Annotated in this window: 27 protein-coding genes; 4 read left to right on the plus strand and 23 right to left on the minus strand. The window is 57.0% G+C overall.

Features of this window, described 5'->3' with window-relative positions:
• Positions 1-96: 96 nt before the first annotated feature.
• From IEV54_RS14640 to IEV54_RS14650, 3 genes are read right to left on the minus strand one after another with little or no spacing between them, the layout of a single operon-like run.
• Positions 97-792: a hypothetical protein gene (locus IEV54_RS14640; protein ID WP_150278967.1), complete on the minus strand. Its 696-nt coding sequence runs from the start codon at positions 790-792 to the stop codon at positions 97-99.
• On the minus strand, positions 779-1,816 hold the full coding sequence (locus IEV54_RS14645; RefSeq protein ID WP_150278966.1) for a DUF697 domain-containing protein: 1,038 nt from the start codon (positions 1,814-1,816) through the stop codon (positions 779-781). Before IEV54_RS14645 ends, IEV54_RS14640 begins: the two co-directional genes overlap by 14 nt.
• Positions 1,813-3,171, minus strand: coding sequence for a YcjX family protein (locus IEV54_RS14650; protein WP_150278965.1), 1,359 nt, complete (start codon positions 3,169-3,171; stop codon positions 1,813-1,815). Before IEV54_RS14650 ends, IEV54_RS14645 begins: the two co-directional genes overlap by 4 nt.
• An 81-nt stretch (positions 3,172-3,252) precedes the next feature.
• Between IEV54_RS14650 and IEV54_RS14655 the strand changes: the two genes are divergently transcribed.
• Both IEV54_RS14655 and queD read left to right on the plus strand, forming a co-directional pair.
• Positions 3,253-3,654: an NINE protein gene (locus IEV54_RS14655; protein ID WP_150278964.1), complete on the plus strand. Its 402-nt coding sequence runs from the start codon at positions 3,253-3,255 to the stop codon at positions 3,652-3,654.
• 78 nt (positions 3,655-3,732) lie between these two features.
• Positions 3,733-4,098: a 6-carboxytetrahydropterin synthase QueD gene (gene queD / locus IEV54_RS14660; RefSeq protein ID WP_150278963.1), complete on the plus strand. Its 366-nt coding sequence runs from the start codon at positions 3,733-3,735 to the stop codon at positions 4,096-4,098.
• Here queD and IEV54_RS14665 read toward each other — a convergent pair whose 3' ends face one another.
• Entirely contained in the window at positions 4,099-4,470 is a 372-nt protein-coding gene (locus tag IEV54_RS14665) for a glutaredoxin family protein (RefSeq protein WP_150278962.1), read from the minus strand.
• Positions 4,471-4,592: 122 nt separating this feature from the next.
• On the opposite strand from IEV54_RS14665, the gene IEV54_RS14670 reads away from it, so the two are divergent.
• Complete coding sequence (locus IEV54_RS14670) at positions 4,593-4,817, plus strand: DUF3820 family protein (RefSeq protein ID WP_150278961.1); 225 nt, start codon at positions 4,593-4,595, stop codon at positions 4,815-4,817.
• Positions 4,818-4,849: 32 nt separating this feature from the next.
• On the opposite strand, the gene IEV54_RS14675 is transcribed toward IEV54_RS14670, so the two are convergent.
• Together IEV54_RS14675 and rnd are read right to left on the minus strand one after the other, a co-directional pair.
• Complete coding sequence (locus IEV54_RS14675) at positions 4,850-5,143, minus strand: YcgL domain-containing protein (RefSeq protein ID WP_150278960.1); 294 nt, start codon at positions 5,141-5,143, stop codon at positions 4,850-4,852.
• Positions 5,140-6,282, minus strand: coding sequence for a ribonuclease D (rnd, locus tag IEV54_RS14680; RefSeq protein ID WP_223825538.1), 1,143 nt, complete (start codon positions 6,280-6,282; stop codon positions 5,140-5,142). The genes IEV54_RS14675 and rnd overlap by 4 nt, the downstream gene beginning before the upstream one ends.
• A 165-nt stretch (positions 6,283-6,447) precedes the next feature.
• Between rnd and IEV54_RS14685 the strand changes: the two genes are divergently transcribed.
• The gene (locus IEV54_RS14685; protein WP_150278959.1) at positions 6,448-7,893 is read left to right on the plus strand and encodes a methyl-accepting chemotaxis protein; all 1,446 of its coding nucleotides are present in this window, start codon (positions 6,448-6,450) and stop codon (positions 7,891-7,893) included.
• A 36-nt stretch (positions 7,894-7,929) separates the two neighbouring features.
• On the opposite strand, the gene IEV54_RS14690 is transcribed toward IEV54_RS14685, so the two are convergent.
• From IEV54_RS14690 to leuC, 17 genes are all read right to left on the minus strand, one after another.
• A complete protein-coding gene (locus IEV54_RS14690; RefSeq protein ID WP_150278958.1) occupies positions 7,930-8,214 on the minus strand; it encodes a ComEA family DNA-binding protein in 285 nt (94 codons plus the stop codon).
• 157 nt (positions 8,215-8,371) lie between these two features.
• The gene (locus IEV54_RS14695; protein WP_150278957.1) at positions 8,372-9,589 is read right to left on the minus strand and encodes an O-succinylhomoserine sulfhydrylase; all 1,218 of its coding nucleotides are present in this window, start codon (positions 9,587-9,589) and stop codon (positions 8,372-8,374) included.
• Positions 9,590-9,641: 52 nt separating this feature from the next.
• Entirely contained in the window at positions 9,642-11,147 is a 1,506-nt protein-coding gene (gene purF, locus IEV54_RS14700) for an amidophosphoribosyltransferase (RefSeq protein ID WP_150278956.1), read from the minus strand.
• A 50-nt stretch (positions 11,148-11,197) separates the two neighbouring features.
• On the minus strand, positions 11,198-11,680 hold the full coding sequence (locus IEV54_RS14705) for a CvpA family protein (protein ID WP_150278955.1): 483 nt from the start codon (positions 11,678-11,680) through the stop codon (positions 11,198-11,200).
• A 63-nt stretch (positions 11,681-11,743) separates the two neighbouring features.
• Complete coding sequence (locus IEV54_RS14710; RefSeq protein ID WP_150278954.1) at positions 11,744-12,319, minus strand: SPOR domain-containing protein; 576 nt, start codon at positions 12,317-12,319, stop codon at positions 11,744-11,746.
• Positions 12,312-13,601, minus strand: coding sequence for a bifunctional tetrahydrofolate synthase/dihydrofolate synthase (gene folC, locus IEV54_RS14715; protein ID WP_150278953.1), 1,290 nt, complete (start codon positions 13,599-13,601; stop codon positions 12,312-12,314). Before folC ends, IEV54_RS14710 begins: the two co-directional genes overlap by 8 nt.
• Positions 13,601-14,506 carry an acetyl-CoA carboxylase, carboxyltransferase subunit beta gene (gene accD, locus IEV54_RS14720; RefSeq protein ID WP_150278952.1) on the minus strand — a complete coding sequence of 302 codons (906 nt, stop codon included), beginning with the start codon at positions 14,504-14,506 and terminating at the stop codon, positions 13,601-13,603. Before accD ends, folC begins: the two co-directional genes overlap by 1 nt.
• Positions 14,507-14,550: 44 nt before the next feature.
• Positions 14,551-15,354: a tryptophan synthase subunit alpha gene (gene trpA, locus IEV54_RS14725; protein WP_150278951.1), complete on the minus strand. Its 804-nt coding sequence runs from the start codon at positions 15,352-15,354 to the stop codon at positions 14,551-14,553.
• Positions 15,355-15,408: 54 nt separating this feature from the next.
• Positions 15,409-16,626: a tryptophan synthase subunit beta gene (trpB, locus tag IEV54_RS14730; protein ID WP_150278950.1), complete on the minus strand. Its 1,218-nt coding sequence runs from the start codon at positions 16,624-16,626 to the stop codon at positions 15,409-15,411.
• Positions 16,623-17,234, minus strand: coding sequence for a phosphoribosylanthranilate isomerase (locus IEV54_RS14735; protein ID WP_150278949.1), 612 nt, complete (start codon positions 17,232-17,234; stop codon positions 16,623-16,625). The genes trpB and IEV54_RS14735 overlap by 4 nt, the downstream gene beginning before the upstream one ends.
• Before the next feature lie 58 nt (positions 17,235-17,292).
• A complete protein-coding gene (gene truA, locus IEV54_RS14740; RefSeq protein WP_150278948.1) occupies positions 17,293-18,147 on the minus strand; it encodes a tRNA pseudouridine(38-40) synthase TruA in 855 nt (284 codons plus the stop codon).
• 3 nt (positions 18,148-18,150) lie between these two features.
• Complete coding sequence (locus IEV54_RS14745) at positions 18,151-20,991, minus strand: motility hub landmark protein FimV (protein ID WP_150278947.1); 2,841 nt, start codon at positions 20,989-20,991, stop codon at positions 18,151-18,153.
• 176 nt (positions 20,992-21,167) lie between these two features.
• Positions 21,168-22,190, minus strand: a complete 1,023-nt coding sequence (locus IEV54_RS14750; RefSeq protein ID WP_150278946.1) for an aspartate-semialdehyde dehydrogenase — start codon at positions 22,188-22,190, stop codon at positions 21,168-21,170.
• 75 nt (positions 22,191-22,265) lie between these two features.
• Complete coding sequence (gene asd / locus IEV54_RS14755; protein WP_150278945.1) at positions 22,266-23,378, minus strand: aspartate-semialdehyde dehydrogenase; 1,113 nt, start codon at positions 23,376-23,378, stop codon at positions 22,266-22,268.
• Positions 23,379-23,455: 77 nt separating this feature from the next.
• Positions 23,456-24,538 carry a 3-isopropylmalate dehydrogenase gene (gene leuB / locus IEV54_RS14760; protein ID WP_150278944.1) on the minus strand — a complete coding sequence of 361 codons (1,083 nt, stop codon included), beginning with the start codon at positions 24,536-24,538 and terminating at the stop codon, positions 23,456-23,458.
• A 25-nt stretch (positions 24,539-24,563) separates the two neighbouring features.
• Complete coding sequence (gene leuD / locus IEV54_RS14765) at positions 24,564-25,211, minus strand: 3-isopropylmalate dehydratase small subunit (RefSeq protein WP_150278943.1); 648 nt, start codon at positions 25,209-25,211, stop codon at positions 24,564-24,566.
• Complete coding sequence (leuC, locus tag IEV54_RS14770) at positions 25,208-26,641, minus strand: 3-isopropylmalate dehydratase large subunit (protein WP_150278942.1); 1,434 nt, start codon at positions 26,639-26,641, stop codon at positions 25,208-25,210. Before leuC ends, leuD begins: the two co-directional genes overlap by 4 nt.
• Positions 26,642-26,666: the final 25 nt, after the last annotated feature.

A 26,666-nucleotide genomic window follows, 5' to 3' on the forward strand; every position in this document is an offset into this window, starting at 1 on the left:
CCGGCATGTTAGGGCATGTGCGCCAGGCCGCAAAGGGCAATCCGCGATCATAGCAAAAGGGAATGCGCAGCTATGGATACCCACATAAGATGGCGGCTATTCGGCGTTTTCTGCAAACAACCGCAGCCCACAGAGCCAGCCTATAGCCAGCCAGGCGGGAGGCATCTCCGGCCAGTCGTCGGCACCAATACCTTCGAGTTCATGCTCTGGCTCACCGGCACGAGCGAGCAAACGCTGATGCCACCAGGCAATATAATGACCGTTGCCCGGGGAGTACCGGCTAAGCAGCTCGGCCCGCAGGCGCATGGGCAGGGAAGTAAAGAGCAATTCGTCCACGGCAGCGTGGATTTGCTGTTCATTTTCCAGGTATGCCGACTCCGCAACCGGTGGCAAATCAAGCTGGGCAGCAAGAATCGCCAACTGTCTGGCGTATTCCCGATGACTGTGCAGCGGATCGATCTGACTGCGCCAATCCAGTTGCAAACGCTCCAGCGCCTCCACCAGCGATCGCGCACCTGCGGCGGGCGAGTCCAGCAAGGTGGCTAGCCAGCGCCGCTGATACAGAGGCACCGAAGCCAGCAGCAATACCAGTTCGGCGCTGCTCGAACCGGGCCGTGGCTGCCAGTGCCCATAATCACCCTCAGGTACCCGCTTGACGCGCTCGCAGCGTGCCGGCCAATCAGCCGGCAGCAATTGGGTTTTCAGCTTTTCCCAGCGGTTGCCTAACTCCGTTGTGCGTTGTTTCAACCAGCGCTCGAACAACCATCGCGTGCGTGATTTATATGCTGTCATCCGTTGTGCGTCCCAGCCTTTCCCTGATGCCTTGAATAATACCGCGGTTATCTTCGACCAGTCCGCTCTTGTCGGGCAAGGGCACTGCGCGGCACAGGTCCAGCGTGAAGTGACCCAGGCGCGAACTGTAAAGACCTATACCGATGCCCTGCCCCACCCGTGCAGCGAGCTTTTCCATCAAGCCGGAAAGTACGCTGTCGCTGAGTGCCCCAATGGCCATCTCGCTACCACCGGCAAGGGCGATATTGCGCAGCACGTGCCGTGCCAGACGCCACTTGCCAAGCTGGCTTATGGGCAGCCCATAACAAATAGCAACCCGTTGCATCATTCGGATATTGCGCCAGATCACCAGTACCAGGTCAACCGATACCCAGGGACTGGTGGCCACCAGCATCCCGGTTCCTACCGACTCGTTACGGATCAGCTTGCGAGCAAGAACATCCAGAGGTTGATAGAACTGCGCGTTCAGCCTACGGCTGATCTCCTCTGCGGTATAAGACTGATCAAGATCGGCGCAAACGCTATTCATTGATTCCGCTAGTGGCGTATTGGCATGTAGCGCCTGCAAACGGTCAAGCCAGTCCAGTGCCAGGCGTTCTTCCGGAGCCTTCAAGGCCGCACGCATCTCCTTGCGCAGCTGCTCCAGGGCGCTCAGTCTCTGACGCTGACGACGCACGGCATTCCAGCCGAGCAATCCGGTGCCTGCAAGCACCACTCCCACGCCGCCGACCAGGGCGCCGGCCAGCGGGTTCCAAGACCAGGCTGAAAGAGACCATTGGGTCCATTCCACCACCGCGCCTCCGAGCGCCACCGATAGCAGCATCAAACCCAGACGCCGCGGCCACGGACTCAATGGCGGCGCATTGTGAATGCCGGTAGGCATAGGCACCGGCGTTCCGGTTGAACGGGAGTGATATTCAACCTCTTCCAATACCCGCGCATCCTGTTGAGATTGCTGCGGTGCCGGCTCCCATGTCTCGAGAATTCGCGGCCCGTCCTGCTGTTTCTCTCGATCGGTCTTCATGGCTGGCGACCCTCCAGAATCCACCCGGCCAGCTCATCCATGCGAAAATGCGGGAAGGGTTCATTCCGGTGCAGGCCCGAAGGCGGCCGAAGATGCAAGAGACTGGGGCCCGCAAACTTCAGATCCAGCGGCAGGTGCGAAGGCACCGTAACGGGTTGATAGCGAATGAACGCGGTCTGGCCAACCAGCCCTCCAATCATCGTTTCACCTTCCTGATCCGCAGCCCTGATGGCCGCCAGGGGGAAGCCCTGCACCTCTACACCCCCGTGTCGCACTTCAGAAATACTATCGGTTACCAGGTCTTCCAGGCATTGTTGCAGTGACCGCTGCTGGGCCGGAGCAACCTGGTCCACCTTGGTGGAGCAGATAGCCATGCGGCTTATGCTTGGACTGAACAGGCGCTGCAACAGCGAATTGCGTCCATAACGGAAACTGCCCATGACCTCTTCGAGTGCCAGCTTCAAATCCGCCAGTGCCGCTTGTCCTGCCTGCATGGGTGTCAGCATGTCTACCAGGAGAATTTGCCTGTCGAGCTGCCTGAAATGCGCATCGTAAAATCCTTTTACGACAAAGTCCCGGTAGTAGTTGAAACGCTCCTTGCATTGCGCCCACCAACTCCCGGCGGGACCCTCGCTGTAACGGTTGGCACTCAGCAGGGGCACGAACATCAGCATATCTGCGGCAATGCCGCTACCCGGCAACAGGAATCGTCCCGGTTGATTACGCGACAGGCCACCCTCAGTACGGCAACGGAGCATGAATGCCGTCCAGTCAGCTGTCAGTTGGCTCAGCAGAGCCGGATCATGCACTGCGGCCGGATCGATATTTCTCAGCCTGTCGCGCAAATCGCCCGCTAGTGATTGCCGAGGTTCGCTGTCAAGCAACGCCTGCATCTGCTCGCACCACTGTCCATATTCGAGCCCCAGCAACGGCAGATCGAGCAGCCACTCGCCGGGATAATCCAGGAGCTCGATACGTAGCGAACGATTACCCTGCAGGGATTTCAGCAAGCCCTCGGGCCGGAACTGCAGATCAATCACGACCCGCGCGAGATCTGCCGTGGAGGAAGGCCATTGCGCAGGGCTGGATGCCAACGCGCCAAGCGCTTCGAGATAGGGGAACGGCCGTGTCACCCCTTCGCGTTGCCAGCGTACGGAGGTCAGCCGATCAAAAGGCGCGCGCCTGGCCAGCAGACCGCGCTGATGATTTTCCAGCTGATTGATCAGGCTGGTGATGAAGGTGGTCTTGCCCGCACCACTCAGACCGGTAACACCGACCCGCACAGTGTGGCTGCCCAGGCGTGTAATCCTGTCCTGAGCTTTTTTGATCCAGTTCACAGTTTCGGCAGTCGCCATGCATATGCCCCGATAATCATTTATGGTCTACCCTCATTCACAGTATCGCACAGTCACCCATTCGATTAGAGGTCGGCCCTGATGGCCTATTCAGACACGCACAGCAAGACTATCGGCTACCTTCTATGGATCTTCGGTTTCATGGGAGCACACCGCTTCTACTATGGCAGGCCCATTACCGGCACCATCTGGTTCTTTACCCTCGGCTTCTTTCTGATCGGCTGGATTGTCGATCTATTCCTGATCCCCTCAATGGACCGCAGCGCTGACCGACGCTTCCGCAGTGGCCCGGTGAATTTCAATCTGACCTGGGTGCTGCTGACATTTCTGGGTATTTTCGGCGCCCACCGCCTCTACATGGGCAAATGGATCACTGCCATACTGTATTTTTTCACCGGCGGGCTGTTTTTGTTGGGTGTGCTGTACGACTACTGGACACTCAATGAGCAGATTTCCACGCGCAACATGCAGCGTGAATGGTAGCGTCCGGAACGCTGTGGGTATCGAACCTGGTGGGGTAGAATTGCGGCCCTCACCCAGCCCTAGCATGAAGGTAGCCCTATGGAAATATTCAAGGAATTCACGTTCGAGTCGGCTCATCGTCTCCCGCATGTGCCCGAAGGGCACAAATGTGGCAGGCTGCACGGACATTCGTTTCAGGTCGGGGTACATATACAGGGCGATCCTGACCCGCATACTGGCTGGATCAGGGACTTTGGTGACATCAAAGCCATATTCAAGCCTATCTATGAGACCCTCGATCACAACTACCTGAATGATATCCCCGGTCTGGAAAACCCCACAAGCGAGATTCTGGCGCAATGGATCTGGCGGGAACTCAAGCCGCTACTGCCGGAACTCTGTCAGATCACCATCAGAGAAACCTGCACCAGCGGCTGCATCTACCGCGGAACCGGAACCTTGTAATCAGGCAGTAGCGAAGCGGTCCTCAAGGTAGGCACCAATCACCTTTGATTCATACAGCCAGGTTACTTTACCTTCTTCCTCGATTCGCAGACATGGCACCTTGATTTTGCCACCCTCCTCGAGCAATGCCTGACGATCCGCGGGATTGTTTTTGGCATCCTTGAGGGTCACAGGCACATTTAACCGGTGCAGGGTACGGCGGGTGCGAACGCAAAAGGGACAGGCCCTGAACTGATAAAGGGCCAGGCCAGCAGCGGCCTGCTCTACCGCAGCCTGATTTTCGGCTGACCGTTTCATCTTTCTCGGACGGGTAATGAAGTCGAGAAAGATGATCAGATTACCCAGACCTGTTCGCAATGCTTTAACTATCATATTGGTTCCTGTTACCTGTGAGTGATGGTTGACGTGCAATGGCCACAGGGTACGCGAGTTTCCTCTTGCCGGCTTCCTGTGCAGATACTGGTAAACTGTGATTTTGTAACCGAGAGAGAACGATGGCTCCAGAAGATCTGCTATTGCTGGTGACCAGGGAAATGCCCTTCGGAAAATACCAGGGCCGTAAAATCGCGGATCTGCCGGGGCATTATCTGAACTGGTTTGCACGTGAAGGTTTTCCGTCCGGCGAAATCGGACGGCTGCTGGCCCTGATGCAAGAAATCGATCACAACGGCCTGAGCTACCTGCTCGACCCCCTGCGTTCAGAGCCACGCCAGTATTGAACCAACTTGCAGCCCCGGCTGAACAGGAAACTTCAGATCGGGTCGTTGCGGTACAGCAGTTCATCGGGTAGATGGATCAGATACTCATCTTCCCTGGGTGGCATCTGCAGGTGGTATCCCTGGGATTCCAGATTGGCCAGTACCTTGTGGATATCCTCCCGAGCCAATGTCCGCTGCTCGGTCAGCACCAGATCCATGGCCAGCTCGGCCGCGCCAAACAACTGCATGAGTGACTCGGGAAGTTCAGCCATATCGGTCTTGCGCGGCACATACAGGTACATGCCCTGCTTGCGCTTGCTACGGTAGATAGAGCACATCACTTTCATGAATTGGCATCCCTGGCATTGGCGATAGCCAGTAACTCTTCTCCCATCAATTCACGTCGCCAGCCAATGAATTCCTCCGGGAGAGTATAAGGCCCAGCGGGAAAGCCGGTTCTCACCAGCGCTTCAGTGATTTTCTTGCGCAACACTATTTCGGGCGCGATATTCAGACGTTCGGCATGGGCCTGCCCCACCTTGCGCAGGGCCTTGAGCAGCCCGTTGGCATCGGCAGGGAGTGGCTCAGGCAAACGCTCAGGCCACTCACTTGGAGGCACATTCTGTCCCTGGCGGATAAGCTCGAGAATTTCGCTACCATGCTGACGCACCGTACGTGGATGCATGTCCTCAATACGTGCCAACGCTTGCAGATTATCAGGCTGACGCTGGGCAAGCGGACACAAGGTACGCTCACGCAGCATGCGGTTGCGGGCCTGGTCACGCTCGCGCGCCTCACGCTCACGCCAGGTGGCGAGCACTTTGAGAACCGCAAGTTCATTAGGCTTCAGACGCCAGGCCTGCTTAACGTTGATGAAGGCCGTTTCCGGCTCCTGGATGCGCTGTGCTGCGGCCACTTGTTCGGCCGTATCCTCGAGCAACCACGGGGTCAGGCTGGCCGCTTCAATACGGGGGGCCATTAGCTGATAGAGTTCGGCAAGATGCACCGCGTCGGCCGCGGCATAGCGGAGCTGAGATTCACTCAGCGGGCGTTGCAACCAATCAGAGCGGGTTTCTTCATTGGACAGATCGATATCCAGCAACGCCTTGACCAGGCGTGAATACCCCATGGAAAAACCCATGTTCAGATAGGCTGCGGCCAGTTGGGTGTCAAACAACGGGGCCGGAGCCACGCCGCATAGCTTCAGGAAGACTTCGATGTCCTCACTACACGAGTGCAGAACCTTGATAACGCTGGGGCTTTGCAATACCTCGACCAGCGGGGACCAATCGCTTATTGCCAATGGATCAACGAGAAACGCTTGCCTACCGTCACTAACCTGAATCAGGCCTGCAATCGGATAGAAGGTTTCAGTACGCTCAAACTCGGTGTCTACTGCGACGTACGAAAGCTTCAGCCACTGTGAGCACCAGTGGGCTAATTCAGCATCCTGATTGATCATCAGGGGTTCAGGCGATTGGGTCATATCAGCATGTTCCTTTTTCAGTCGCGCAGTATAACCGATCAGTGACAGCTACGCGGCGCCTGAAAACTCATACATTGCGGTCAAGTTTGACCCGCATCAACCGATATCAACGTAAGGGCTCTATAATCGCGCCCCGGTACACAACAACACCCCTTGGGAGCAGGCATGGTCTTTCTTCAACATATTCCTCTGAAATACAAGTTCTGGGCCGTCAATGCCGTCGCCTTTGCCAGCACCCTTGTTCTAGTGCTCGTCGCCCTGATGGTTGAACGGCAAAGTCTGCAGGACCAGCGCCGGGATATGGGTCAGGCCCTGATACAAGCCTCCTATGACAAGACTGCATTTCCATGGTTGCAAGCTCTGACGCCCCCAGCGGCCATGCAAGCCGGCTCACGCACTTTCTCGACTCCCACATGGATTCCGGCAGAAGAACTGGGCTCAAAAGAGGCCGATGCGTTTACCGGCGCATGGGCCCTCAATAGCGAAGGTGATCTTCGCCTTATGGGGGTGCAGCGCATTGATTTTTTTGAACTGACAATGGCTCGAGCCCCCCTGTATGCCGTCGCCGTATTCGTGTTGATGCTAGCCGTACTCGTGGTGTCACAGCTACTGATCAGCTTTATTACCCGACATATCATTGCGGTACGAGACATCATGCTTGCCGTACAGGAACGTGGTGATCTCACGCTGCGTGCCCAGGCGAATAGCCGGGACGAAATCGGCTCCATCGCGCGGGCCTTCAATGCGATGCAGGCATCCCAGCAACAGGTAGTGGGCGCTGTACGCAAGGCCGCAGAGCAACTCGATCAAGGCGCCTCCGAGCTGGCCCAGGTAATGAGTCGCGTGCGCGACGGCATGATAAGCCAGCAGGGTGAAACAGACATGGTCGCCGCTGCGGTAAACGAGATGAGTGCAACGGTGCAGGACATCGCCTCCAACAGCTCGAAGACCCGGGACCAGTCCCTGCAGGCTGATGACCTGGCACGTAACGGACGCGACCAGGTTGCGCGGGTCAGCAGCACGATCGCGGGCCTGGCAACCAGTATCGAGCGCTGTACCCGGCATATGGAAACCCTACAGGGCCACAGTCAAGAAATAAGCGGGGTGGTAAACGTGATTCGCAGCATCGCCGAGCAAACCAACCTGCTGGCGCTCAACGCTGCGATCGAAGCTGCCCGCGCCGGCGAGTCGGGGCGCGGCTTTGCTGTCGTGGCCGACGAGGTGAGGGCACTGGCTCAGCGTGTGCAGAGCTCTACCGACGAAATCCAGAGAATGATCGAGGCCCTGCAGGGCGGCACAACAGATGCAGTGCAGGATATGCAAGCCAGCGCAGGCCTTACAAGGGAGTCCGTGGAGCAGAGCAACGAGGCGGGACAATCTCTGGCAGTTATTACCACGGCCGTAAGCCAGATTCGGGATGGCAATAGTGAGATCGCTTCCGCCGTTGAGCAGCAAAGTCAGGCGGCAGAAGCTATTACTCAAAGCATCGTACATATTCGGGATGTAACCGAGAGAACGGTCGAGCAGACCTTGTTAAGCGCCTCTACCAGCGAACAGCTGGCGGGACTGGCCCATCAATTGAGTGATTCGGTGAGCCGATTAAGGACCTGAACTCACCACCCTGGGTGGCGAGTTCGGCGCCTGTAGTTACTCCAGAGCGATGCGCGCTTCATTTTTCTTGATGGTAGCGGGCCCGATTCCATTGACCTGGGCCAGGTCACCGACAGCCGCGAAGTTACCGTTTTCTTCCCGGTAATCGACAATCGCCTGCGCCTTGGACTCACCTACTCCCTGCAACACTTCAGCCATCTCGGCAGCACTGGCCTGGTTGATGTTCACGCTGACCATAGAAGTTTCTGCGGGCTCTGCCATAGCTGGCAAGGTCAAAAGAGCAGAAAGGGAAAGGCACAGTGCCAGAAAGATATTTTTCATTGGATATTCTCCTTGTGAGTTTGATGCCGCACTGCCGGGTACTGCATGGCAGGCTTGACCCGCTTCCCTGCGGCTCGACCAACTTAAAACAGCATCATCACAATACAAATATCTTTTTCGCACTAATGTGAAACGTTTGGCAAAACATACCTGATAATTACAATGAAAGAGCTGACAGCCCTCGCTGCAGATCAACCTGCAGGTCCTCCACCTCTTCCAGACCGATGGCAAGCCTGATCAGGTTTTCCTTGATTCCCGCGGTGGCGCGGGTTTCTGGAGAAAGTCGTCCATGGGTAGTGGTAGCAGGATGGGTAATAGTCGTTTTGCTGTCGCCCAGGTTGGCAGTAATAGACATGAGGCGCGTTGCATCGATAAAACGCCATGCCGCAGCGCGATCACCGCGCACTTCGAAACTCACGACGGCACCGAATGCCTTCTGTTGAGTTCGGGCAAGCTCATGCTGGGGGTGGCTAGGCAAACCGGCGTAATACACATGTTCTACTTCCGGCTGAGCCTCCAGCCACTCCGCCAGATACTGGGCGCTCGCACAGTGTGCCTGCATGCGCAGGCGCAAGGTTTCCAGACCCTTGAGAAATACCCAGGCGTTAAACGGGCTCAGCGTCGGCCCTGCCGTGCGCAAAAAACCCACGACTTCCTGCATGTGCTCTCGTCGGCCAGCAACAAGTCCGCCCAGACACCTACCCTGACCATCGATGTATTTGGTAGCAGAATGAATGATCAGGTCTGCACCCAGTTCCAGCGGTTTTTGCAGGGCCGGGGTACAGAAACAGTTGTCCACCGCCAACAGTGCACCCTGCTCTCTGGCAATCCCGGCAAGGCCACGGATATCAACCAGCTGAGCCAGAGGATTGGAGGGGGACTCGACAAAAAACAAACGCGTATTGGGCTTGCACGCCGCTTTCCACCCCCCCAGGTCAGTCAATTCCACATAGCCATATTCCAGACCGAAACGCTTGAAGTACTTGTCAAACAGGCTGACTGTGGCGCCAAAAACGCTCCGTGAAACGAGCACATGATCGCCGGCAGAGCACAGACTCATGATCATGGCCATTATGGCGGCCATGCCGGAGGCGGTCGCCACCGCCTGCTCGGCGCCCTCAAGTGCGGCCATACGCTCCTCGAAGGTACGCACGGTCGGGTTCATATAGCGTGAATAGACATTGCCCTTAGCCTCGCCAGCAAAACATGCAGCGGCGTCAGCAGCGCTACGAAACACATAGCTTGAGGTCAGAAACAGTGCTTCGCCGTGCTCCGCCTCGGGCCCCCGGCGCTGACCCGCCCGCACCGCGAGCGTGTCGAATCCGGCATTTTCAAGGTCACTGTCGAGTCGACCAGCATCCCATTCTTCAGTCATATCAGACTCACTTGTGCTGTCGGTGCCTGTTGATTGGTACCGAGTCCTTGGTCTAGTTATTGTGCAGCTCGATCACCGCGCTGCCCATTTCGCTGGTCGACATGGCTGCGTCGTTACGCGCCTGTTCGATCTTGCCAAGATATGCCTCGTTCACGTCCCCGGTCACATAATCACCGTCGAATACCGAGCAATCGAAACGGGTGAGCTTAGGATTACCCTCGCTTACCGCATCGATCAGATCTGGCAGATCCTGATAAATCAGCCAGTCTGCGCCAATCAGTTCAGCAACTTCGTCGGTAGTACGGCCGTGAGCGATAAGCTCATGGGCACTAGGCATATCAATGCCATATACGTTCGGAAAGCGCACCGCAGGTGCCGCAGAACAGAAATACACCTTGGCAGCGCCCGCCTCGCGGGCCATCTGGATGATTTGCTTGCAGGTAGTACCGCGCACAATCGAATCGTCAACCAGCAAGACGTTCTTGCCACGAAATTCGAGCTCGATGGCATTCAGCTTCTGACGCACGGATTTCTTCCGTGCAGCCTGTCCGGGCATGATGAAGGTGCGACCGATATAACGGTTCTTGACGAATCCCTCGCGGAATTTCACGCCCAGATGATTAGCCAGCTCTACGGCTGAGGTGCGACTGGTATCGGGAATCGGGATCACAACATCGATACCGTGATCCGGTTTCTCACGAAGTATCTTCTCCGCCAGTTTTTCACCCATGCGCAGTCGTGCTTTATAGACCAGCACGTTGTCTATCATGGAATCGGGACGAGCCAGATAGACATGCTCGAAGATGCAAGGCGAGTAACTGGGGTTTTCAGCGCACTGGGCAGTATGCAGCTCGCCCTTGTCGGTGATATATACCGCCTCGCCCGGCTCAAGATCCCTTATCAGGTCAAAGCCAAGCACGTCCAGCGACACACTTTCAGAAGCGATCATGTACTCGGTACCGTTTTCGGTTTCACGCTTGCCGAAGACGATGGGGCGAATCGCATGGGGATCACGGAACCCGACCACGCCATAGCCGGTCACCATTGCGATGGCCGCATAGCCGCCGGTACAGCGGGCATGAACGGCGCGCACTGCATTGAAGATATCTTCTTTGCCTGGCTGCAGTTTGCCCCCGCGAGCCAGTTCGTGGGCAAACACGTTTAGTAGTACTTCCGAATCGGAATTAGTGTTCACATGACGCAGATCCGACTCGTAAATTTCCCGCGACAACTGTTCGACGTTGGTCAGGTTGCCGTTGTGAGCCAGAGTAATACCGTATGGGGAATTCACATAAAACGGCTGAGCTTCGGCCGAACTCGAGGATCCGGCGGTCGGGTAGCGCACGTGACCTATGCCCATGGTGCCCACCAGCCGCTGCATATGCCGCTGATGAAAGACGTCCCGGACGAGCCCGTTATCCTTGCGCAAATGGAGCCGGCCCCGATCACAGGTTACGATGCCGGCGGCGTCCTGGCCACGATGTTGCAGCACGGTCAGAGCGTCATACAGTGACTGATTGACGTTCGACTTGCCCACTATGCCAACAATGCCACACATGCCTCAATACCTCTTTTGCGTACTACGCTTTCTGCTGATAAGCGCAAGAATCAGCGACCGAAAAAACCGAGAATCATATTCTTGGACCAGTCGGCCACCAGAAGAAAATGGGGGATCAGTTCGGACTGCCGCCACCACACATCACCTTCGACAGGGGCAAGGCTGAGCAGGCCCACTGCGACGACAATCAATAGCGCGCCGCGTGCGGCGCCAAAAATCATGCCGAGAAAGCGATCCGTGCCGCTCAGCCCTGTCACACGGACCAACTGGCCGATCAGATAGTTGATCAGGCCGCCGAGTAACAGCGTCAAAATAAAGAGGATACTGCAGGCAACAATAACGCGGATGGACGGAGTCTCGATGAAGGGCGAGAGATGACCTGCCAAGGCCCCACCGAACATCCAGGCAATGAGCCCGGCAATAACCCATGTCAGCAGGGACAGCGCTTCCTTGACGAAACCTCTGGCCAGGCTGATCAGGGCCGACACGGCAATGATGGCAATAATGGCCCAATCGATCCAGCCTAGCGTCACGACGTACCACCCGAAAAAGAACAGGCCGATATTCTAACAGAGCCCCTGCCCGCTTCGGAACCGCTATCTCTTGCCTGTACCGACGTCATAGGCTGTAACCAGTCCTTGCATGCCGTGTCTTTTTGCCAACTCGTCGCGAAGTTTTGTGGCACCGGCCCGGTCAATCAGTGGGCCGACAAATACACGGGTAATGTCGCTGCCATCCACCCTGGCAGACAGGGTATAGGCGTTGTAGCCCTGGGAAACCAGAGTATCGCGCAACGCTTCTGCATTGGCGGCGCCACTGAAACTACCCAGCTGTACGACCCAGCTACCTTCGGCAATGGCCGGGGCTGCCACTTCGGGCTCGGGCGGCTCGGGGACAGGCTTGGTCTCGACCTGTGCCGGAGATGTAACGGGCTGTTCGGGATTCTCGACTATTTCACCGGGAGGAGGAATGTCCGGAACAGGCTCCGGCTCGGGCATCTCTATTGGCGCCGCAGTTCTTATCTCGGTTTCATCCATAACCGGCGCCTCGGGTACTTCCACCTCTACCCGCACCGTTTCATCCTGCCCGGACAGGAGCATCGGCAGAAAGACCACTGCCGCTATGATCAGCACCAGTGCACCTATCAGACGCTGCTTCAATTTGTCATCCATTGCTCACTTCCCGTGTCTGTTCATCCAGCCAGAGTATGGCGGCTGAAACGCAGAAAAACGACCCGAATATCACAATTTCGGTACTTGCTGGCGTATTTTCCAACACCTGTTCGAGAGCCGCGGGTACTGATTCGAAGGCTTCGACGCGCTCACTCAACGCTGTCAAATGGGTTACCAGCTCGATATTCGGGCGGGTCCGCGGGCTATCCAGAGGCGCCACCGCCCAGCCGTCGAACACTCCCAACAAGGGATGTACGACACCGGCGAGATCCTTATCTGCGAGCAAACCGAAGACCGCATGACGATCAAGGGGTCGAGCACGCAGCTGCTGGGCAAGAAAACCCGCGGCATGGGGGTTGTGCCCCACATCCAGCAACAGTCTGCGAGGCTGGCCGTGCCAGCTGATTGTGCGCTGCTCAAGACGGCCGGGCACCCGGGCCGCGTCAAGCGCTTCAATGATCTGGTTATCCGGCAGATCCAGACCTGCTGCCCAGAAAGCCTGCAGAGCGCTGCAGAGATTATCACGGGGAAGATGCACAGGCGGCAGGTGATTCACACGCCGGGGAGTCAACTTGGGACCAACGCCCCATATTGACCATCCACTATCGCTGGATTCCCAGCCATAGCCGATCCCCCTTTGTTGAACAGGTACCTGCAGCCTTGCCACCGCAGCAGCGAAGGTTTGAGGAAGGTCCGTTTCACTGCAAACCAGAGGTTTACCGGTACGCAGTATGCCTGCTTTCTCGAAACCCACTGCCTCCCGGGTATTGCCGAGATACTCCTGATGATCCAGGCCAATACTGGTGACTATCGCCACATCCGGATCAATGATGTTCACCGCATCGAGTCGACCGCCGAGCCCGACCTCGAGCACCCAGGCATCCAGCTCGGCGAGTTGAAACAAGTACATTGCCGCCAGAGTGCCGAACTCGAAATAGGTAAGAGAGATCTCGGCGCGGGCCAGATCTATTGCGGCAAATGCATCGCATAATTGATGGTCGGAGACAGGTTGGCCGTCGACACAGACGCGCTCATTGTAGGTGAGCAAATGAGGGGAGGTATAAACACCTGTTCTCAAGCCCGACCGGCGTAGCAGGCTATCGAGCGCAGCGCAGGTTGAGCCCTTGCCGTTGGTGCCGGTAATGGTAAAAACCCGTGAGCCGGGTTGCCGGATACCCGTGCGCCGAGCCACTTCGGCAACCCGTTCCAGACCCATTTCAATATCAGTGGGATGCAGCTTTTCCAGACGGGCCAGCCAGCCCGCCAGATCTGCAGCCAGCATCAAGCGGTCCCGGCTTCGGTCTCGTCCAACTCCAGTTGTGAAACCGGTGCCGGCTTATCTGTGAGAATACTCAGGATACTGGCCAACCGATCACGCAGCTCGCCGCGAGGCACAATCATGTCCAGCGCGCCATGGGCCAGAAGAAATTCGCTGCGCTGAAATCCGGGTGGCAGTTTCTCGCGAACCGTCTGTTCGATAACCCGCGGACCCGCGAAACCAATCAGCGCGTTGGGCTCTGCAACGTTCAGGTCTCCGAGCATTGCCAGGCTGGCCGACACACCGCCATAAACCGGGTCCGTCATGACCGAGATAAAGGGAATCCCCTCCTCCTTCATCTTTGCCAGGGCTGCACTGGTTTTGGCCATCTGCATCAGCGAAAACAATGCTTCCTGCATGCGCGCCCCACCGGAAGCAGAGAAACAGACATAGGGGATGCGCTCACGCAATGCGGTCTCGGCCCCCCGCACGAAGCGCGCTCCAACGACGCTGCCCATGGAGCCACCCATGAAGTTGAACTCGAATGCGCTGGCGACAATAGGACTGCCCTTGAGCGTACCCTGCATTACCACCAGTGCGTCCTTCTCGCCAGTATCCTTCTGTGCGGCGGTCAGTCGATCCTTGTATTTCTTGCTGTCGCGAAACTTCAGACGATCAACAGGGGCGAGTTCGCCCGCTATCTCGCTGCGACCTTCTTCATCAAGAAAAATATCCAGGCGGCGACGCGCGTTGATCCGCAGGTGGTGCGCACACTTGGGGCACACATCCAGATTCTTTTCCAGCTCCGGGCGATAGAGCACCGCGTCACAGGACGGACACTTGCGCCAGAGCCCTTCGGGCACGCTGCTCTTTTGTGCTTCAGAGCGCACGATAGAGGGAATCAGTTTGTCCACCAGCCAGTTGCTCATTGCCAATCCTTATCTGTTTTCTTGACCAATAGGGTTGCGCCTGTTCAGGCGTCCATCGCAGTGCGCATCTCGCGAATCACCTTGCTGACAGCCTGCCGACCCTCCTCGGGTTGATTTGCATGCTCTGCGATCTTGTTGACCAGAACCGAGCCTACCACGACGCCGTCAGCAACCGAAGCAACCGCAGCTGCGGTTGCTCCGTCTCGGATGCCAAAGCCAACACCTATGGGTAGATCGGTTACTGTGCGCAAGCTCTCGAGCTTGGTTGCTACTGCATTGACGTCCAGCGCACTGGATCCGGTCACACCCTTGAGCGAAACATAATAGACATAGCCGCTGGCACGCTTGCAGATCTTGGCCGCCCGGTCCAGCGTGGTGGTCGGTGACAGAAGATAAATGGTATCCAGCCCGCAACCCTGGAAAAGGTTCACAACATCATCAGCCTCTTCCGGAGGCAGATCTACCGTCAGCACACCGTCGACACCCGCCGCTTTTGCGGCTTCGGCAAAGGTCTCGTAACCCATGCGCTCTATCGGGTTCAGATACCCCATCAGCACAACGGGGGTTGTCTTGTTCGTGTCACGAAAACACCTGACCATATCCAGAACATCGGCGAGGCGAACATGATGAACCAGCGCTCTTTCCATCGCCAGCTGGATAACGGGACCGTCTGCCATGGGGTCCGAGAACGGCACGCCCAGCTCGATGATATCGGCTCCCGCCTCGACGAGGTCGTGCATCAAAGGCACAGTCATGCCAGGCTCCGGATCGCCGGCCGTCACATAGGGGATCAGCGCCTTGCGGCCGGCACTGCGCAATTGCACAAAACATTGCTGTATTCGACTCATTGGACTCTCTTCTTAGCGTCTCTGCGCGCATTCAAACGCCGCATCTGGCTGGTATCAGATACCGATACCATCAATTTCGGCCACCGTGTGAATGTCCTTGTCACCCCGACCGGACAGGTTGACCACGATGGTCTGGTCAGGGCGCATGGTCGCAGCCAGCTTCATGGCGTAGGCAACCGCATGGGCTGACTCCAGCGCGGGCATGATACCTTCGATTCGGGTCAACTCACGGAAAGCTGTCAAGGCCTCGTCATCCGTGGCACTGACATAGTTGACTCGCCCCAGATCCTTCAACCAGCTGTGCTCAGGACCAACTCCGGGGTAATCCAGGCCTGCGGAAACCGAATGGGTCTCAATTATCTGCCCACCCTCATCTTCCATCAGATAGGTACGATTACCATGCAGTACGCCGGGACGGCCGGCCGCAAGGGGCGCGGCATGTTTGCCGGTGTCCAGACCAAGCCCTCCGGCCTCAACGCCATACATTGCCACGGAATCATCTTCGAGAAACGGATGAAACAATCCGATGGCATTGGAACCGCCGCCAACACAGGCAACCAGCGCATCGGGCAGTTTGCCGTATTGCGCAAGACATTGAGCTCTAGCTTCACGACCGATCACGCACTGAAAATCGCGCACCAGTTTCGGATAGGGATGCGGCCCCGCCACGGTACCAATGATATAGAAAGTATCATCAATGTTGGTGACCCAGTCACGCATGGCCTCGTTCATCGCATCCTTTAGAGTCCGCGAGCCAGAAGTAACCGGAATGACCTCAGCGCCCAGCAGCTTCATGCGGTAAACATTGAGCGACTGGCGCTTAACGTCATCGGCGCCCATGTAGACCTGGCATTTCAGTCCAAGCCTGGCTGCGACCGTGGCGGTAGCAACACCGTGTTGACCTGCACCCGTTTCAGCAATGACCCGAGGCTTGCCCATATGTTTGGCCAGGAGCGCCTGACCAATGGTGTTGTTAACCTTGTGTGCACCTGTGTGATTGAGATCTTCACGCTTGAGATAGATCTGGGCGCCACCAACCCGGGCAGTCAGTCTTTCCGCCAGATACAGAGGCGACGGGCGTCCCACGTAATGCGCCAGATCATGGTCGAATTCGGCTTGAAAATCCGGATCGACGGAAAGTCGCTCATACAGATTTTCGAGCTCTTCCAGGGCGTCCATGAGGGTTTCAGACACGAACCGACCTCCATAGGGTCCAAAATGGCCCCGTGCGTCGGGTATGGCTGTGTAATCCACTTTGCTTGATTCAGTCACGCTTTTACCTCATGTACGAAACGGGTGATCTTCGCGGCATCCTTGATGCCCTTGCTCTTTTCCACGCCGCCACTCACGTCTACAGCCCAGGGCTGACAGAGGGCCACGGCCCCGGCTACATTGTCCGCATCCAGCCCACCGGCCAGTATCAGGTTCCATGTGCGGTTGACCGGAATCATCGACCAGTCAAAAACCTCTCCCGTTCCACCGGGTACGCCCTGTTTGAAGCTGTCCAGCAGAATACCGCAAGCACCCGGCCATCTGGCTGCGAGAGCGTTCAGGTCATCACCGGACCTGACCCTCAGCGCTTTCATGTAAGGCCGGGAAAACAGCTGGCAGTATGCGTCCGTTTCATCGCCGTGGAACTGCAGGAGATCCAGAGGCACCTTCGACAGCACCTCACGTACGTATTCCGGCGCAGCATCCACAAACAGACCGACTGAAGTAATAAAAGGCGGCAGACACTCGATTATGGCTCGAGCTGAGTCGCTATCTACAGCCCGCGGACTGGGTGAGTAAAACACCAGACCGATAGCGTCAGCACCGGCTTCTGCGGCCGCCAGAGCGTCCTCTGGCCGGGTTATACCGCACACTTTTACTCGCACCATAAACCTGCCCGCACCTGAATCAAATGTCGGATGATATTAACAGATCAGCTCTGGAGCGTCAGTCGGGCTGGTTCAGAGCCGACAGGAAATGCGGTCCCATATAGCGCCTGGGCAGTTCAAAGCGTTCAGGGTAGGTAACATCGACGAGGTACAGCCCGTAAGCTGGCGCAGTCAGCCCGCCTTTTGCTCGGTCTGTCGCAGCCAGAACCTCTCCAGCCCATTCAATAGACCTTTCGCCACAGCCGATCTGCATCAGAACCCCGGCAATATTTCGCACCATATGATGTAGAAAGGCATTAGCACGGATGTCCAGCACAATGAACTGGCCGAAACGCTGCAATCTCAGATGATGAATTGTCTTGATCGGCGACTTGGCCTGGCATGCCAGTGCGCGGTAGGAGGTGAAGTCGTGCTCACCGACCAGCGCCTGCGCGGCGAACTGCATGCGCTGGAGATCCAGAGGCCGGTAATTCCAGGTCACTTCATGGGCCAGGTGTGCAGGCCTTACAGGATCGTTGTAGATGACATAGCGATAACGCCGGGCCATTGCGGAAAACCGGGCGTGGAAGTCATCGGGCATAACCTTGGCCCAGCACAGGCTGATATCCGCTGGCAGATTCGCGTTGGCACCGTGAAACCAGTTGGCCGGCTCACGCACTGCATCTGTGTCCCAGTGAATAATCTGGCAGGAGGCATGCACGCCTGCGTCCGTACGTCCCGCGCAGTGGAGGTTGACAGGATGGTTGGCCACTCGCCCGAGCGCCTTTTCCACCTCCTCCTGAACACTTCGCACGCCCGGCTGCTGGCGTTGCCAGCCGCGATAAGCTGTGCCTCTGTACTCGACACAGGCAGCAACCCTGGAAACAACAGCGGCCGCCTCAGGGGCGGCCGCTTCAACGTCTGAACGGCTCATTGATCAGTCAAGTTGCTCCATCATTTCGCGAGCTTCCTGTTGCTGCTGCTCGTTTCCTTCCTCCAGGACCTCGGTGAGAATATCCCTTGCACCCTCACTGTCGCCCATGTCGATGTAAGCACGCGCCAGATCCAGTTTGGTGGCCGACTCATCAGTGCCAGAGAGGAAATCGAACTCATCCTCGTCATCACCTTCGTCAACAGGCGCAGCCTTGGCCGTATCAGGGCCATCGGCCTCAGCAAGTTGAACCTCATCTGCTTCCAGCTCTGCTTCCGGTTCGTCCATGGAGGCGTCCAATTCCAGGTCGAAAGCGCCAAGCTCACTGTCAGAAAGTGCCACAGTCTGCTCCTCTTCCATGGGCTCCAGCTCTGTATCCGGCTTAGACTCTGACTGCAGATCAGCATCCTTGAGCGATTCCATCTCATCAGTCAAGGACAAGTCAAAATCTTCATCGAGAGTAAACTCGTCGTCATCTGTCTTACCCGCAGGGGTGGTATCGACAGTGGCGGGCTCGGTAGTTGTCTCGTCAAGATTGAAATTAAACTCGAAATCATCCTCCGTTTCTTCCTTGGAGGCAGACACCGTCGTTTCGGTCTGCGCTAGGCTCTCGGCCAGACTGTCATCCAGATCAAAATCCAGGTCAAAGTCTTCAAGACTCTCTTCCGCTACAGGTTCCTGACGTGCTGCAGGTTCGGCTTCAACATCGAAACCACTGAAGTCATACTCTTCTGCTGCGGCCTCTGCTTCTGGTTTATCTGATTCAGCAGGCTTGTTTTCCACGGTTGCCGATTCAGACTCCTTCAAGAAGTCTTCGTCCCACTCCGGATACTCCTCTGCAGAAACGGCAGCGCTCGCAAGAGCCGCCGCCATTGCCGGGAAGCGAACATTCAACATATCAATCTGATTATCCACAGTCCCGTTATGTCTCAGAATGTCTTCCTGTTCGGCATACCCTTGAGCATCGTCGAGCAGGCCGTTGACCTCCATGAGTTTCAAACGCAGATCCGTGCGCTCGGGCTCCTGGTCGATTGCCGCACCGAGTACATCTGCTGCCTTATCGAGCTTGCCATAGGCAATGAGCGCGTCAGCCTCGACCAGCGGGTCTTCGGCCAGGCTCTGTTCAGATGTTTCCTCTTCCTGGAAGCCTGCCAGCGCGACATTGAACTGATCAGAATCATCAGTATCCTGATCATTATTTTGTGCTGCGCGCGCGATGAAATTATCTGCCATGTCCTCTTCACGGCGAGCATTGCGACGGGCCACAGCCATCAGAACAAGTAACAGCAGTAGAAGTACCAGACCACCGCCAGCCAACAGGAAAGTCTGATTCTGCATCATGCGCTGCAACAGACTCATGGTGCCTTGCTCGGCAGCCACCGGCTCTTCTATCTCTTCGGCAGCTTCCTGGGCTTGAGGCGCAGATTCAGCATCAGCAGCGGGCTCTGAGTCGACTGCAGGAGCCAGGTCCTCCTGCGAAACTTCTTCGGTTGTAGCAATTTCAGCAGTTTCTGTACTATCACCAGCGTCGGGGGCATCAGGGTCGGCCTGCAATGCCAGCTGAGTATCAGCAGCGGACTCCCCACCCACCACTTGCCCGGCCTCTTCTACAGCTTCCGGAGCCGACTCTTCTACGCTCGCAATTGAGGCCTCAGTGGTAGATTCAGGTAACTCGTCCGAATCACCCATGGCTTGTTGCATCGCAGCCAGCTGCTCATCTTTCAGTTCCAGAAGACGTTGCAAGGTCTCCATCTGGGATTGCATGTCGGAAAGCCGGCTCTCGGCTTCGGCTTTTTCACGCCTGACCGAATCGAGCTCCTCCTTGGTGGTATCGAGCTCATCACGTAATTCACCGGCGCCATTACGACTTCCCGCATCAGCACCGCCATCCTTCTGTTCCTCGCCACTGCCAACCAATCGCAGGGCGTCGCCATTGTTGGCACGCTGTGGAGCAGCTGCTGCTTCATCCAGGCGTCGGGCATCAAGTTGTCGCTGCGCTGGCTCTGGGGCCTGACGCCCTTGTTGCCAACTGGCATTCTGCGCTGCTACCTGCGCTACCGCCTCGGACTGACTCCGACCGGTAGTCTGGGTCGCGTCCGGTAGCGTCAAGGTCTGACCAGCTCGCAGTCGGTTGATATTTCCGCCTATGAAAGCATCCGGATTCAGGTCCTGAATGGCCAGCATCGTTTGATGAACGGAGGAGCCCTGAGGTCGATGGCGCAAGGCTATCTCCCACAGGGTGTCTGAAGTGTCTGTGCGAATCTGTCCGCTGCTCTGCTCTGCAGGGGCCTGGTAAAGTGGCTCGGCAGGCTGTGCACCGAGGGCAGATGAAGCGCCCGCCCCTGATGGCTGGGCCTGGCTGGGACGCGCGGGCTGAACCTGCGGCTGAGCGCGGGGTTGAACCTGGGGCTGGCTGACGGGCGCGGATGCCACAACGGGACCCGGATCATAAAGGGGCGGATCAAGCAACAAAGTGAATTCACGCAGCACACGGCCTGACGGCCAGCGCACTTCCATAAGGAAGTTCAGAAAGGGTTCGCGCACCGGACGACTGGAGGTCACACGGATCACCGATTTTCCATCAGCTCTGATGACCGGCGTGAAAGTCAGATCGTTGAGAAAGAATATACGCTCTATGCCTGCACGCCCAAATTCATCTGGGGTAGCTAGTGCGGAAATGATCTCCTGACTGGACAAGTCACGGACCTGGAGCAACTCGATCTCTGCATCAAGCGGTTGATTGAGCGACGAACGCAGGTTTATGTCGCCGACTCCCAATGCAAGTACCACACTCGAGGACATCAGAGCGCTTGCTGCGGCGACAGCCAAAACCAGTTTGCGAACCATAGCGAAGTTCCTTTGCTTTTATCGTTTTATCTCGCGTCAACAGACTTCTTGCTCGCGTTCCGCCCTGCAAACTTCTCCCCAACCCGGCACGCCGCAATCTGAAAACTCGTCAGCACTGAACCCTCTTAACAGGGGAACCTTAAACCGCTTAATACGAATTCCACAGCAAGTATCGATTACAAATAGTCTTTTATCAATAACCTGAGGGTCTGAAGGCTGTTAAGTACGACACCTTTTCGCAGATTATCAGACACAATCCACATATTGAGCACAAGAGGATCGACAGGATCAGCCCTCAACCTACCAATCCACACCGCATCACTACCGGTTGCTTCGGTAACGGGAGTCGGAAAACCATCATCTGCCGGCTTATCCAGCAGTTTGACCCCGGGTGCCTTGCGTAACAGCGTTGCCAATCTCTTGGTGGCAAGCACCTCGCGTGTACGCAGTTGCAGCACCGCAGCTGTGCCATAAAACACCGGAACCACCACACAAGTGGCGGCAACTGAAATATCGGGCTGAACCAGAACCCGACGTACATCCTCGCCCAGGCGGGACTCGTCCCTGGTGTAGCCGTGCTCGTCCAGGTCCCCAGTTCGCGGAATAAGATTGAACGCAGCCTGTTTAGCCAGCGCGCCCGCTTCGGGGGGTTGTCCGTTGAGCAGACGCCCTGTCTGCAACGCCAGCCCTTCCACCGCCTCCTGGTCAAGTGTCGACATTGACTGGTAAGTAGCAATTGCCACTGACTGAAGTCCGGCTTCTTTCAATACCGGTTGCAATGCAAGTACTGCCTGCACAACCTGACTGTCCGGGCAGGCCACCAGCCCTGGCGCGGTAAAGTCAGCCAGCGCATGTGGGTTGGCATCAGCCACGATCATGGGAGCGCCGGTCTGACCACGCGAAGCACCACTGGCATCAATCACCGAGCAGCCGGCTGCCAGCATCTGCGGTACCCACTTCTCGGCGACAGTTTCCGAACCAAGGAACACGACAACCTGCACCTGGGAAAAATCGAAGCGTTCCAACGGCTCGACGCGTTGGCTCTGTCCTTTATACATAAGGCGGCCGCCGGCAACCTTCTCTTCATCTACCAGGTGGAGTTTGCCTATGGAGAAGTCATGATCATCCAGCACATCGATCAGAATATCCCCGATCATGCCGGTTACACCTACTATTGCAACATCACAGGACTTGCTCATTGCTGTTCCTCGACTGAAAAAACAAAGGGCACCCCACCACTGGCGGGATGCCCTCGTGTATTGCGGACTGAAAAATCAATCCTCCTGCAAGATCCGCAACATGCGGCGCAGCGGCTCGGCGGCACCCCACAACAGCTGGTCGCCTACGGTGAACGCGGAGAGGTATTGCGACCCCATGTTCAGTTTGCGCAGTCGCCCTACCGGTACTGACAGCGTGCCAGTAACAGAAGTGGGTGTCAGATCACGCAGAGTATCTTCCTTGGTATTGGGAACCACCTTCGACCAGGGATTATGGGCCTCGAGCATGGCTTCGATATCAGCCAACGGCACATCCTTGTTCAGCTTGATGGTCAGCGCCTGGCTGTGACAGCGCATGGCACCAATGCGCACACAGATACCGTCTACCGGAATCGGACGGCCGCTGCGACCGATAATCTTGTTGGTCTCGGCCTGAGCTTTCCATTCTTCACGGCTTTGGCCGTTAGGCAGCTGCTTGTCGATCCAGGGGATCAGACTGCCGGCCAGCGGCACACCGAAATGCTCAACCGGGAAGCTGTCGCTGCGCAGATTCTCGGCGACCATGCGATCGATCTCGAGTATCGCGCTGGCCGGGTCAGCCATCTGCGCAGCAACCGACTGATTGATCGCACCCATCTGACCAATCAGCTCCCGCATGTTCTGTGCACCGGCTCCACTGGCCGCCTGATAAGTCATCGCGCTCATCCACTCGACCAGGCCGTGCTCAAACAATCCGCCCAGCCCCATCAACATCAGACTGACGGTGCAGTTGCCGCCGACGTAGGTCTTGACCCCATCGCGCAACGCCTGATCGACGTTCCGGCGGTTGACCGGATCAAGCACAATTACTGCTTCGTCTTCCATACGCAGGGTAGACGCAGCATCGATCCAATAGCCTTTCCAGCCTTCGGTGCGCAGTTTGGTGTAGACCGCCTGAGTGTAATCACCGCCCTGACAGCTGATAATCACATCCAGTGGCTTGAGTGATTCGAGGTCAAAGGCGTCTTTCAGCGGTGGAATGTCCTTGCCAATCTCTGGACCCTTGCCGCCCACGTTTGACGTGGTGAAAAACACCGGATCGATAGTGGCAAAATCGTTCTCTTCGAGCATGCGCTGCATCAGTACGGAACCAACCATACCGCGCCAGCCAACCAGGCCTACCTGTTTCATGACATCAACCCCCAGGGGGTAAAAAATTCAAAGACAGTTGCGCAGGCATGGCCTGGCGCAACACAAAGCCGGACAGTTTACAGGTTTTTCAACGCCGCGACCACGGCGTCACCCATACCAGCGGTGCCGGTGGACTCGCATCCCTCAGACATGATGTCTCCGGTGCGCAGCCCCTGGTCGAGCACCTGGCTGACTGCTTGCTCGATGGCATCAGCAGCGTCCGCACGGTTGAAGCTGTAACGCAGCATCATTGAAACCGAGAGTATGGTCGCCAGGGGGTTGGCAATACCCCGCCCGGCAATATCCGGTGCACTTCCGTGACAGGGCTCGTACATACCCTTGTTGTTGGCGTCCAGGGAGGCAGATGGCAGCATGCCGATGGAGCCAGTGAGCATGGAAGCCTGATCCGAGAGAATATCGCCGAACAGGTTGTCGGTAACAATGACGTCGAACTGTTTCGGCGCACGCACCAGCTGCATGGCGCAATTGTCGACATACATGTGGCTGACTTCGACATCCGGATAATCTGCCGCCACTTCATTGACTACTTCACGCCAAAGCTGGCTGGAGGCAAGCACGTTGGCCTTGTCCACCGAACACAGTTTCTTGCCGCGCACCATCGCCATATCAAAGCCGACGCGGGCGATGCGGCGCACCTCGCTTTCACTATAGGGCAAGGTGTCGAAGGCGAACCGTTCGCCATTGTCGAGTACTTTGCGCTCGCGCGGCTGGCCAAAGTAGATTCCACCGGTCAGCTCACGAACGATCAGTATGTTCAGTCCCGCCACCACCTCGGGCTTGAGCGTTGAGGAATCAGCCAGTTGCGGATACAGAATGGCCGGGCGCAAGTTACCAAACAGACCCAGTTCAGAACGGATTTTCAACAGACCACGCTCGGGACGCAGTGCCGGATCAATAGCGTCCCACTGCGGGCCGCCGACCGCGCCCAGCAGAATGGCATCAGCCTGATGGGCCCGCTCCAAAGTTTCATCAGCCAGAGGCGAGCCGTAACGTTCATAGGCGGCGCCGCCCAGATCGTCAAAGGTCAGCTCTGCACCCAGATTGAACTTTTCATTCGCCAGCTCCAGCACCTTGACCGCTTCGGCCATGATTTCCGGACCAATACCATCGCCGGGCAGTACAAGAATATTCATGCTCATGGTGTTTCCTTTTCCAGTCCGGATATTATCTGATCGCGCCAAACAGCCAGGGGTTATCCCGCTTGTGCCCGACCTCGAATTCGCGAATCGCATCCGCGTCCTCCAGCGTCAGACCAATGTCATCCAGACCACTTAGCAGACAATGCTTGCGGAAGGCATCGACCTCGAATGCGTAGCTCTTGCCATCCGGACGAGTGACGTTCTGAGCAGCGAGGTCCACGGTCAACTCGTAGCCTTCGCTGGCTTCGGCCTGGGCAAAGAGTTCGTCAATATCTTTTTCATCCAGAACAATGGGTAACAGCCCATTCTTGAAGCTGTTGTTATAGAAAATATCGGCATAGCTTGGCGCCAGAATGGCTCGAAAGCCATACTCTTCAAGTGCCCAGGGCGCATGTTCGCGACTGGAGCCGCAGCCAAAATTCTTGCGCGCCAACAATACACTGGCACCTTGATAGCGGGGCTGATTGAGGACGAAATCCGGATTCAAAGGCCGTTGCGAAGCATCCTGGCCAGGCAAACCCTCGTCCAGATAACGCCACTCGTCGAACAGGTTCTGGCCAAAGCCGGTACGCTTGATCGACTTCAGAAACTGTTTGGGGATGATCTGGTCGGTATCCACGTTCGCCCGGTCCAGTGGTGCGACCAGACCCGTATGCTGGGTAAAAGGCTTCATGCTGTCATCTCCTGCTCGAGCATTTCACGTACATCGACAAAATGGCCGGCAATCGCAGCGGCGGCGGCCATGGCCGGGCTCACCAGATGCGTGCGGCCGCCATTGCCCTGGCGCCCCTCAAAGTTACGGTTGGAGGTGGACGCGCAGTGTTCACCGGCCTGCAAGCGGTCGGGATTCATCGCCAGGCACATGGAGCAACCCGGGTCGCGCCACTCGAAGCCTGCTGCCTTGAAAATTGCGTCCAGGCCTTCCAGCTCTGCCTGCTCCTTGACCAGCCCGGAGCCGGGCACAACCATCGCCTGCTTGACTGTCGCAGACACCTTGCGGCCCTTGGCCACCGCAGCTGCAGCACGCAGATCCTCGATGCGCGAATTGGTGCACGAGCCGATGAATACCCGGTCCAACTTGATCGAGGTGATCGGCTGATTCGCCTCCAGGCCCATGTAGACCAAAGCCCGTTGATACCCGCTGCGCTTTACTGCGTCCTGCTCCTGCGCCGGATCAGGCACAGTGGCATCTACCGCGACCACCATCTCAGGAGATGTACCCCAGGAAACCTGGGGCTTGATACTGGCTGCGTCCAGTTCTACTACAGTGTCGAAATGCGCTTCAGGGTCCGACACCAGCTCTTTCCAGGCAACCACTGCCCGGTCCCAATTCTCACCGTTTGGCGAGTAAGGACGATCTTTCACGTAAGCGACGGTTTTCTCATCACAGCCAACCAGACCGACGCGGGCACCCGCTTCGATTGCCATATTGCAGATGGTCATGCGTCCTTCCATCGACAGATCCCGGATCGCGGAACCGGCGAACTCGATGGCATGACCATTACCGCCAGCTGTTCCGATCTTGCCGATCACGGCCAGCACGATGTCCTTGGCGGTCACGCCAAAGCCCAGCTTGCCCTCAACACTGACCAGCATATTCTTCATTTTCTTGGCCACCAGACACTGGGTGGCAAGCACATGCTCGACTTCCGAGGTGCCGATACCGTGGGCCAGGGAGGCAAAGGCGCCATGTGTCGCGGTGTGCGAATCGCCACAGACAATGGTCATACCCGGCAATGTTGCCCCCTGTTCCGGGCCGACGACGTGAACGATACCCTGGCGGCGGTCGGTCATCCGAAATTCCATGATGCCGAAATCATCACAGTTGTCGTCCAGCGTGGTGACCTGCAGCTTCGAAACCAGGTCATCAATCCCCGATACGCCCGCAGCCCGGTTGGTGGTGGGCACATTGTGGTCCGGGGTCGCCAGGTTGGCATCAATACGCCAGGGCTTGCGGCTCGCGAGACGCAGCCCCTCAAAGGCTTGGGGCGAGGTAACTTCATGCAATAAGTGACGGTCGATATACAGCAGCGCCGAACCATCATCACGTTGCTTGACCAAATGGCTATTCCAGAGCTTGTCGTAAAGCGTTTGAGCGGACATGCTGAACTCCTGATGCAGGCTGAGT

The organism is Halopseudomonas salina (genome assembly GCF_014637955.1).
Lineage (GTDB): Bacteria > Pseudomonadota > Gammaproteobacteria > Pseudomonadales > Pseudomonadaceae > Halopseudomonas > Halopseudomonas salina.

Bases quoted from the DNA above. Each gene is read 5' to 3' on its own strand.
- IEV54_RS14640 (WP_150278967.1), bottom strand. From the start codon at position 792: ATGACAGCATATAAATCACGCACGCGATGGTTGTTCGAGCGCTGGTTG.
- IEV54_RS14645 (WP_150278966.1), bottom strand. From the start codon at position 1,816: ATGAAGACCGATCGAGAGAAACAGCAGGACGGGCCGCGAATTCTCGAG.
- IEV54_RS14650 (WP_150278965.1), bottom strand. From the start codon at position 3,171: ATGGCGACTGCCGAAACTGTGAACTGGATCAAAAAAGCTCAGGACAGG.
- IEV54_RS14655 (WP_150278964.1), top strand. From the start codon at position 3,253: ATGGCCTATTCAGACACGCACAGCAAGACTATCGGCTACCTTCTATGG.
- queD (WP_150278963.1), top strand. From the start codon at position 3,733: ATGGAAATATTCAAGGAATTCACGTTCGAGTCGGCTCATCGTCTCCCG.
- IEV54_RS14665 (WP_150278962.1), bottom strand. From the start codon at position 4,470: ATGATAGTTAAAGCATTGCGAACAGGTCTGGGTAATCTGATCATCTTT.
- IEV54_RS14670 (WP_150278961.1), top strand. From the start codon at position 4,593: ATGGCTCCAGAAGATCTGCTATTGCTGGTGACCAGGGAAATGCCCTTC.
- IEV54_RS14675 (WP_150278960.1), bottom strand. From the start codon at position 5,143: ATGAAAGTGATGTGCTCTATCTACCGTAGCAAGCGCAAGCAGGGCATG.
- rnd (WP_223825538.1), bottom strand. From the start codon at position 6,282: ATGACCCAATCGCCTGAACCCCTGATGATCAATCAGGATGCTGAATTA.
- IEV54_RS14685 (WP_150278959.1), top strand. From the start codon at position 6,448: ATGGTCTTTCTTCAACATATTCCTCTGAAATACAAGTTCTGGGCCGTC.
- IEV54_RS14690 (WP_150278958.1), bottom strand. From the start codon at position 8,214: ATGAAAAATATCTTTCTGGCACTGTGCCTTTCCCTTTCTGCTCTTTTG.
- IEV54_RS14695 (WP_150278957.1), bottom strand. From the start codon at position 9,589: ATGACTGAAGAATGGGATGCTGGTCGACTCGACAGTGACCTTGAAAAT.
- purF (WP_150278956.1), bottom strand. From the start codon at position 11,147: ATGTGTGGCATTGTTGGCATAGTGGGCAAGTCGAACGTCAATCAGTCA.
- IEV54_RS14710 (WP_150278954.1), bottom strand. From the start codon at position 12,319: ATGGATGACAAATTGAAGCAGCGTCTGATAGGTGCACTGGTGCTGATC.
- folC (WP_150278953.1), bottom strand. From the start codon at position 13,601: ATGCTGGCTGCAGATCTGGCGGGCTGGCTGGCCCGTCTGGAAAAGCTG.
- accD (WP_150278952.1), bottom strand. From the start codon at position 14,506: ATGAGCAACTGGCTGGTGGACAAACTGATTCCCTCTATCGTGCGCTCT.
- trpA (WP_150278951.1), bottom strand. From the start codon at position 15,354: ATGAGTCGAATACAGCAATGTTTTGTGCAATTGCGCAGTGCCGGCCGC.
- IEV54_RS14735 (WP_150278949.1), bottom strand. From the start codon at position 17,234: ATGGTGCGAGTAAAAGTGTGCGGTATAACCCGGCCAGAGGACGCTCTG.
- truA (WP_150278948.1), bottom strand. From the start codon at position 18,147: ATGAGCCGTTCAGACGTTGAAGCGGCCGCCCCTGAGGCGGCCGCTGTT.
- IEV54_RS14745 (WP_150278947.1), bottom strand. From the start codon at position 20,991: ATGGTTCGCAAACTGGTTTTGGCTGTCGCCGCAGCAAGCGCTCTGATG.
- IEV54_RS14750 (WP_150278946.1), bottom strand. From the start codon at position 22,190: ATGAGCAAGTCCTGTGATGTTGCAATAGTAGGTGTAACCGGCATGATC.
- asd (WP_150278945.1), bottom strand. From the start codon at position 23,378: ATGAAACAGGTAGGCCTGGTTGGCTGGCGCGGTATGGTTGGTTCCGTA.
- leuB (WP_150278944.1), bottom strand. From the start codon at position 24,538: ATGAGCATGAATATTCTTGTACTGCCCGGCGATGGTATTGGTCCGGAA.
- leuD (WP_150278943.1), bottom strand. From the start codon at position 25,211: ATGAAGCCTTTTACCCAGCATACGGGTCTGGTCGCACCACTGGACCGG.
- leuC (WP_150278942.1), bottom strand. From the start codon at position 26,641: ATGTCCGCTCAAACGCTTTACGACAAGCTCTGGAATAGCCATTTGGTC.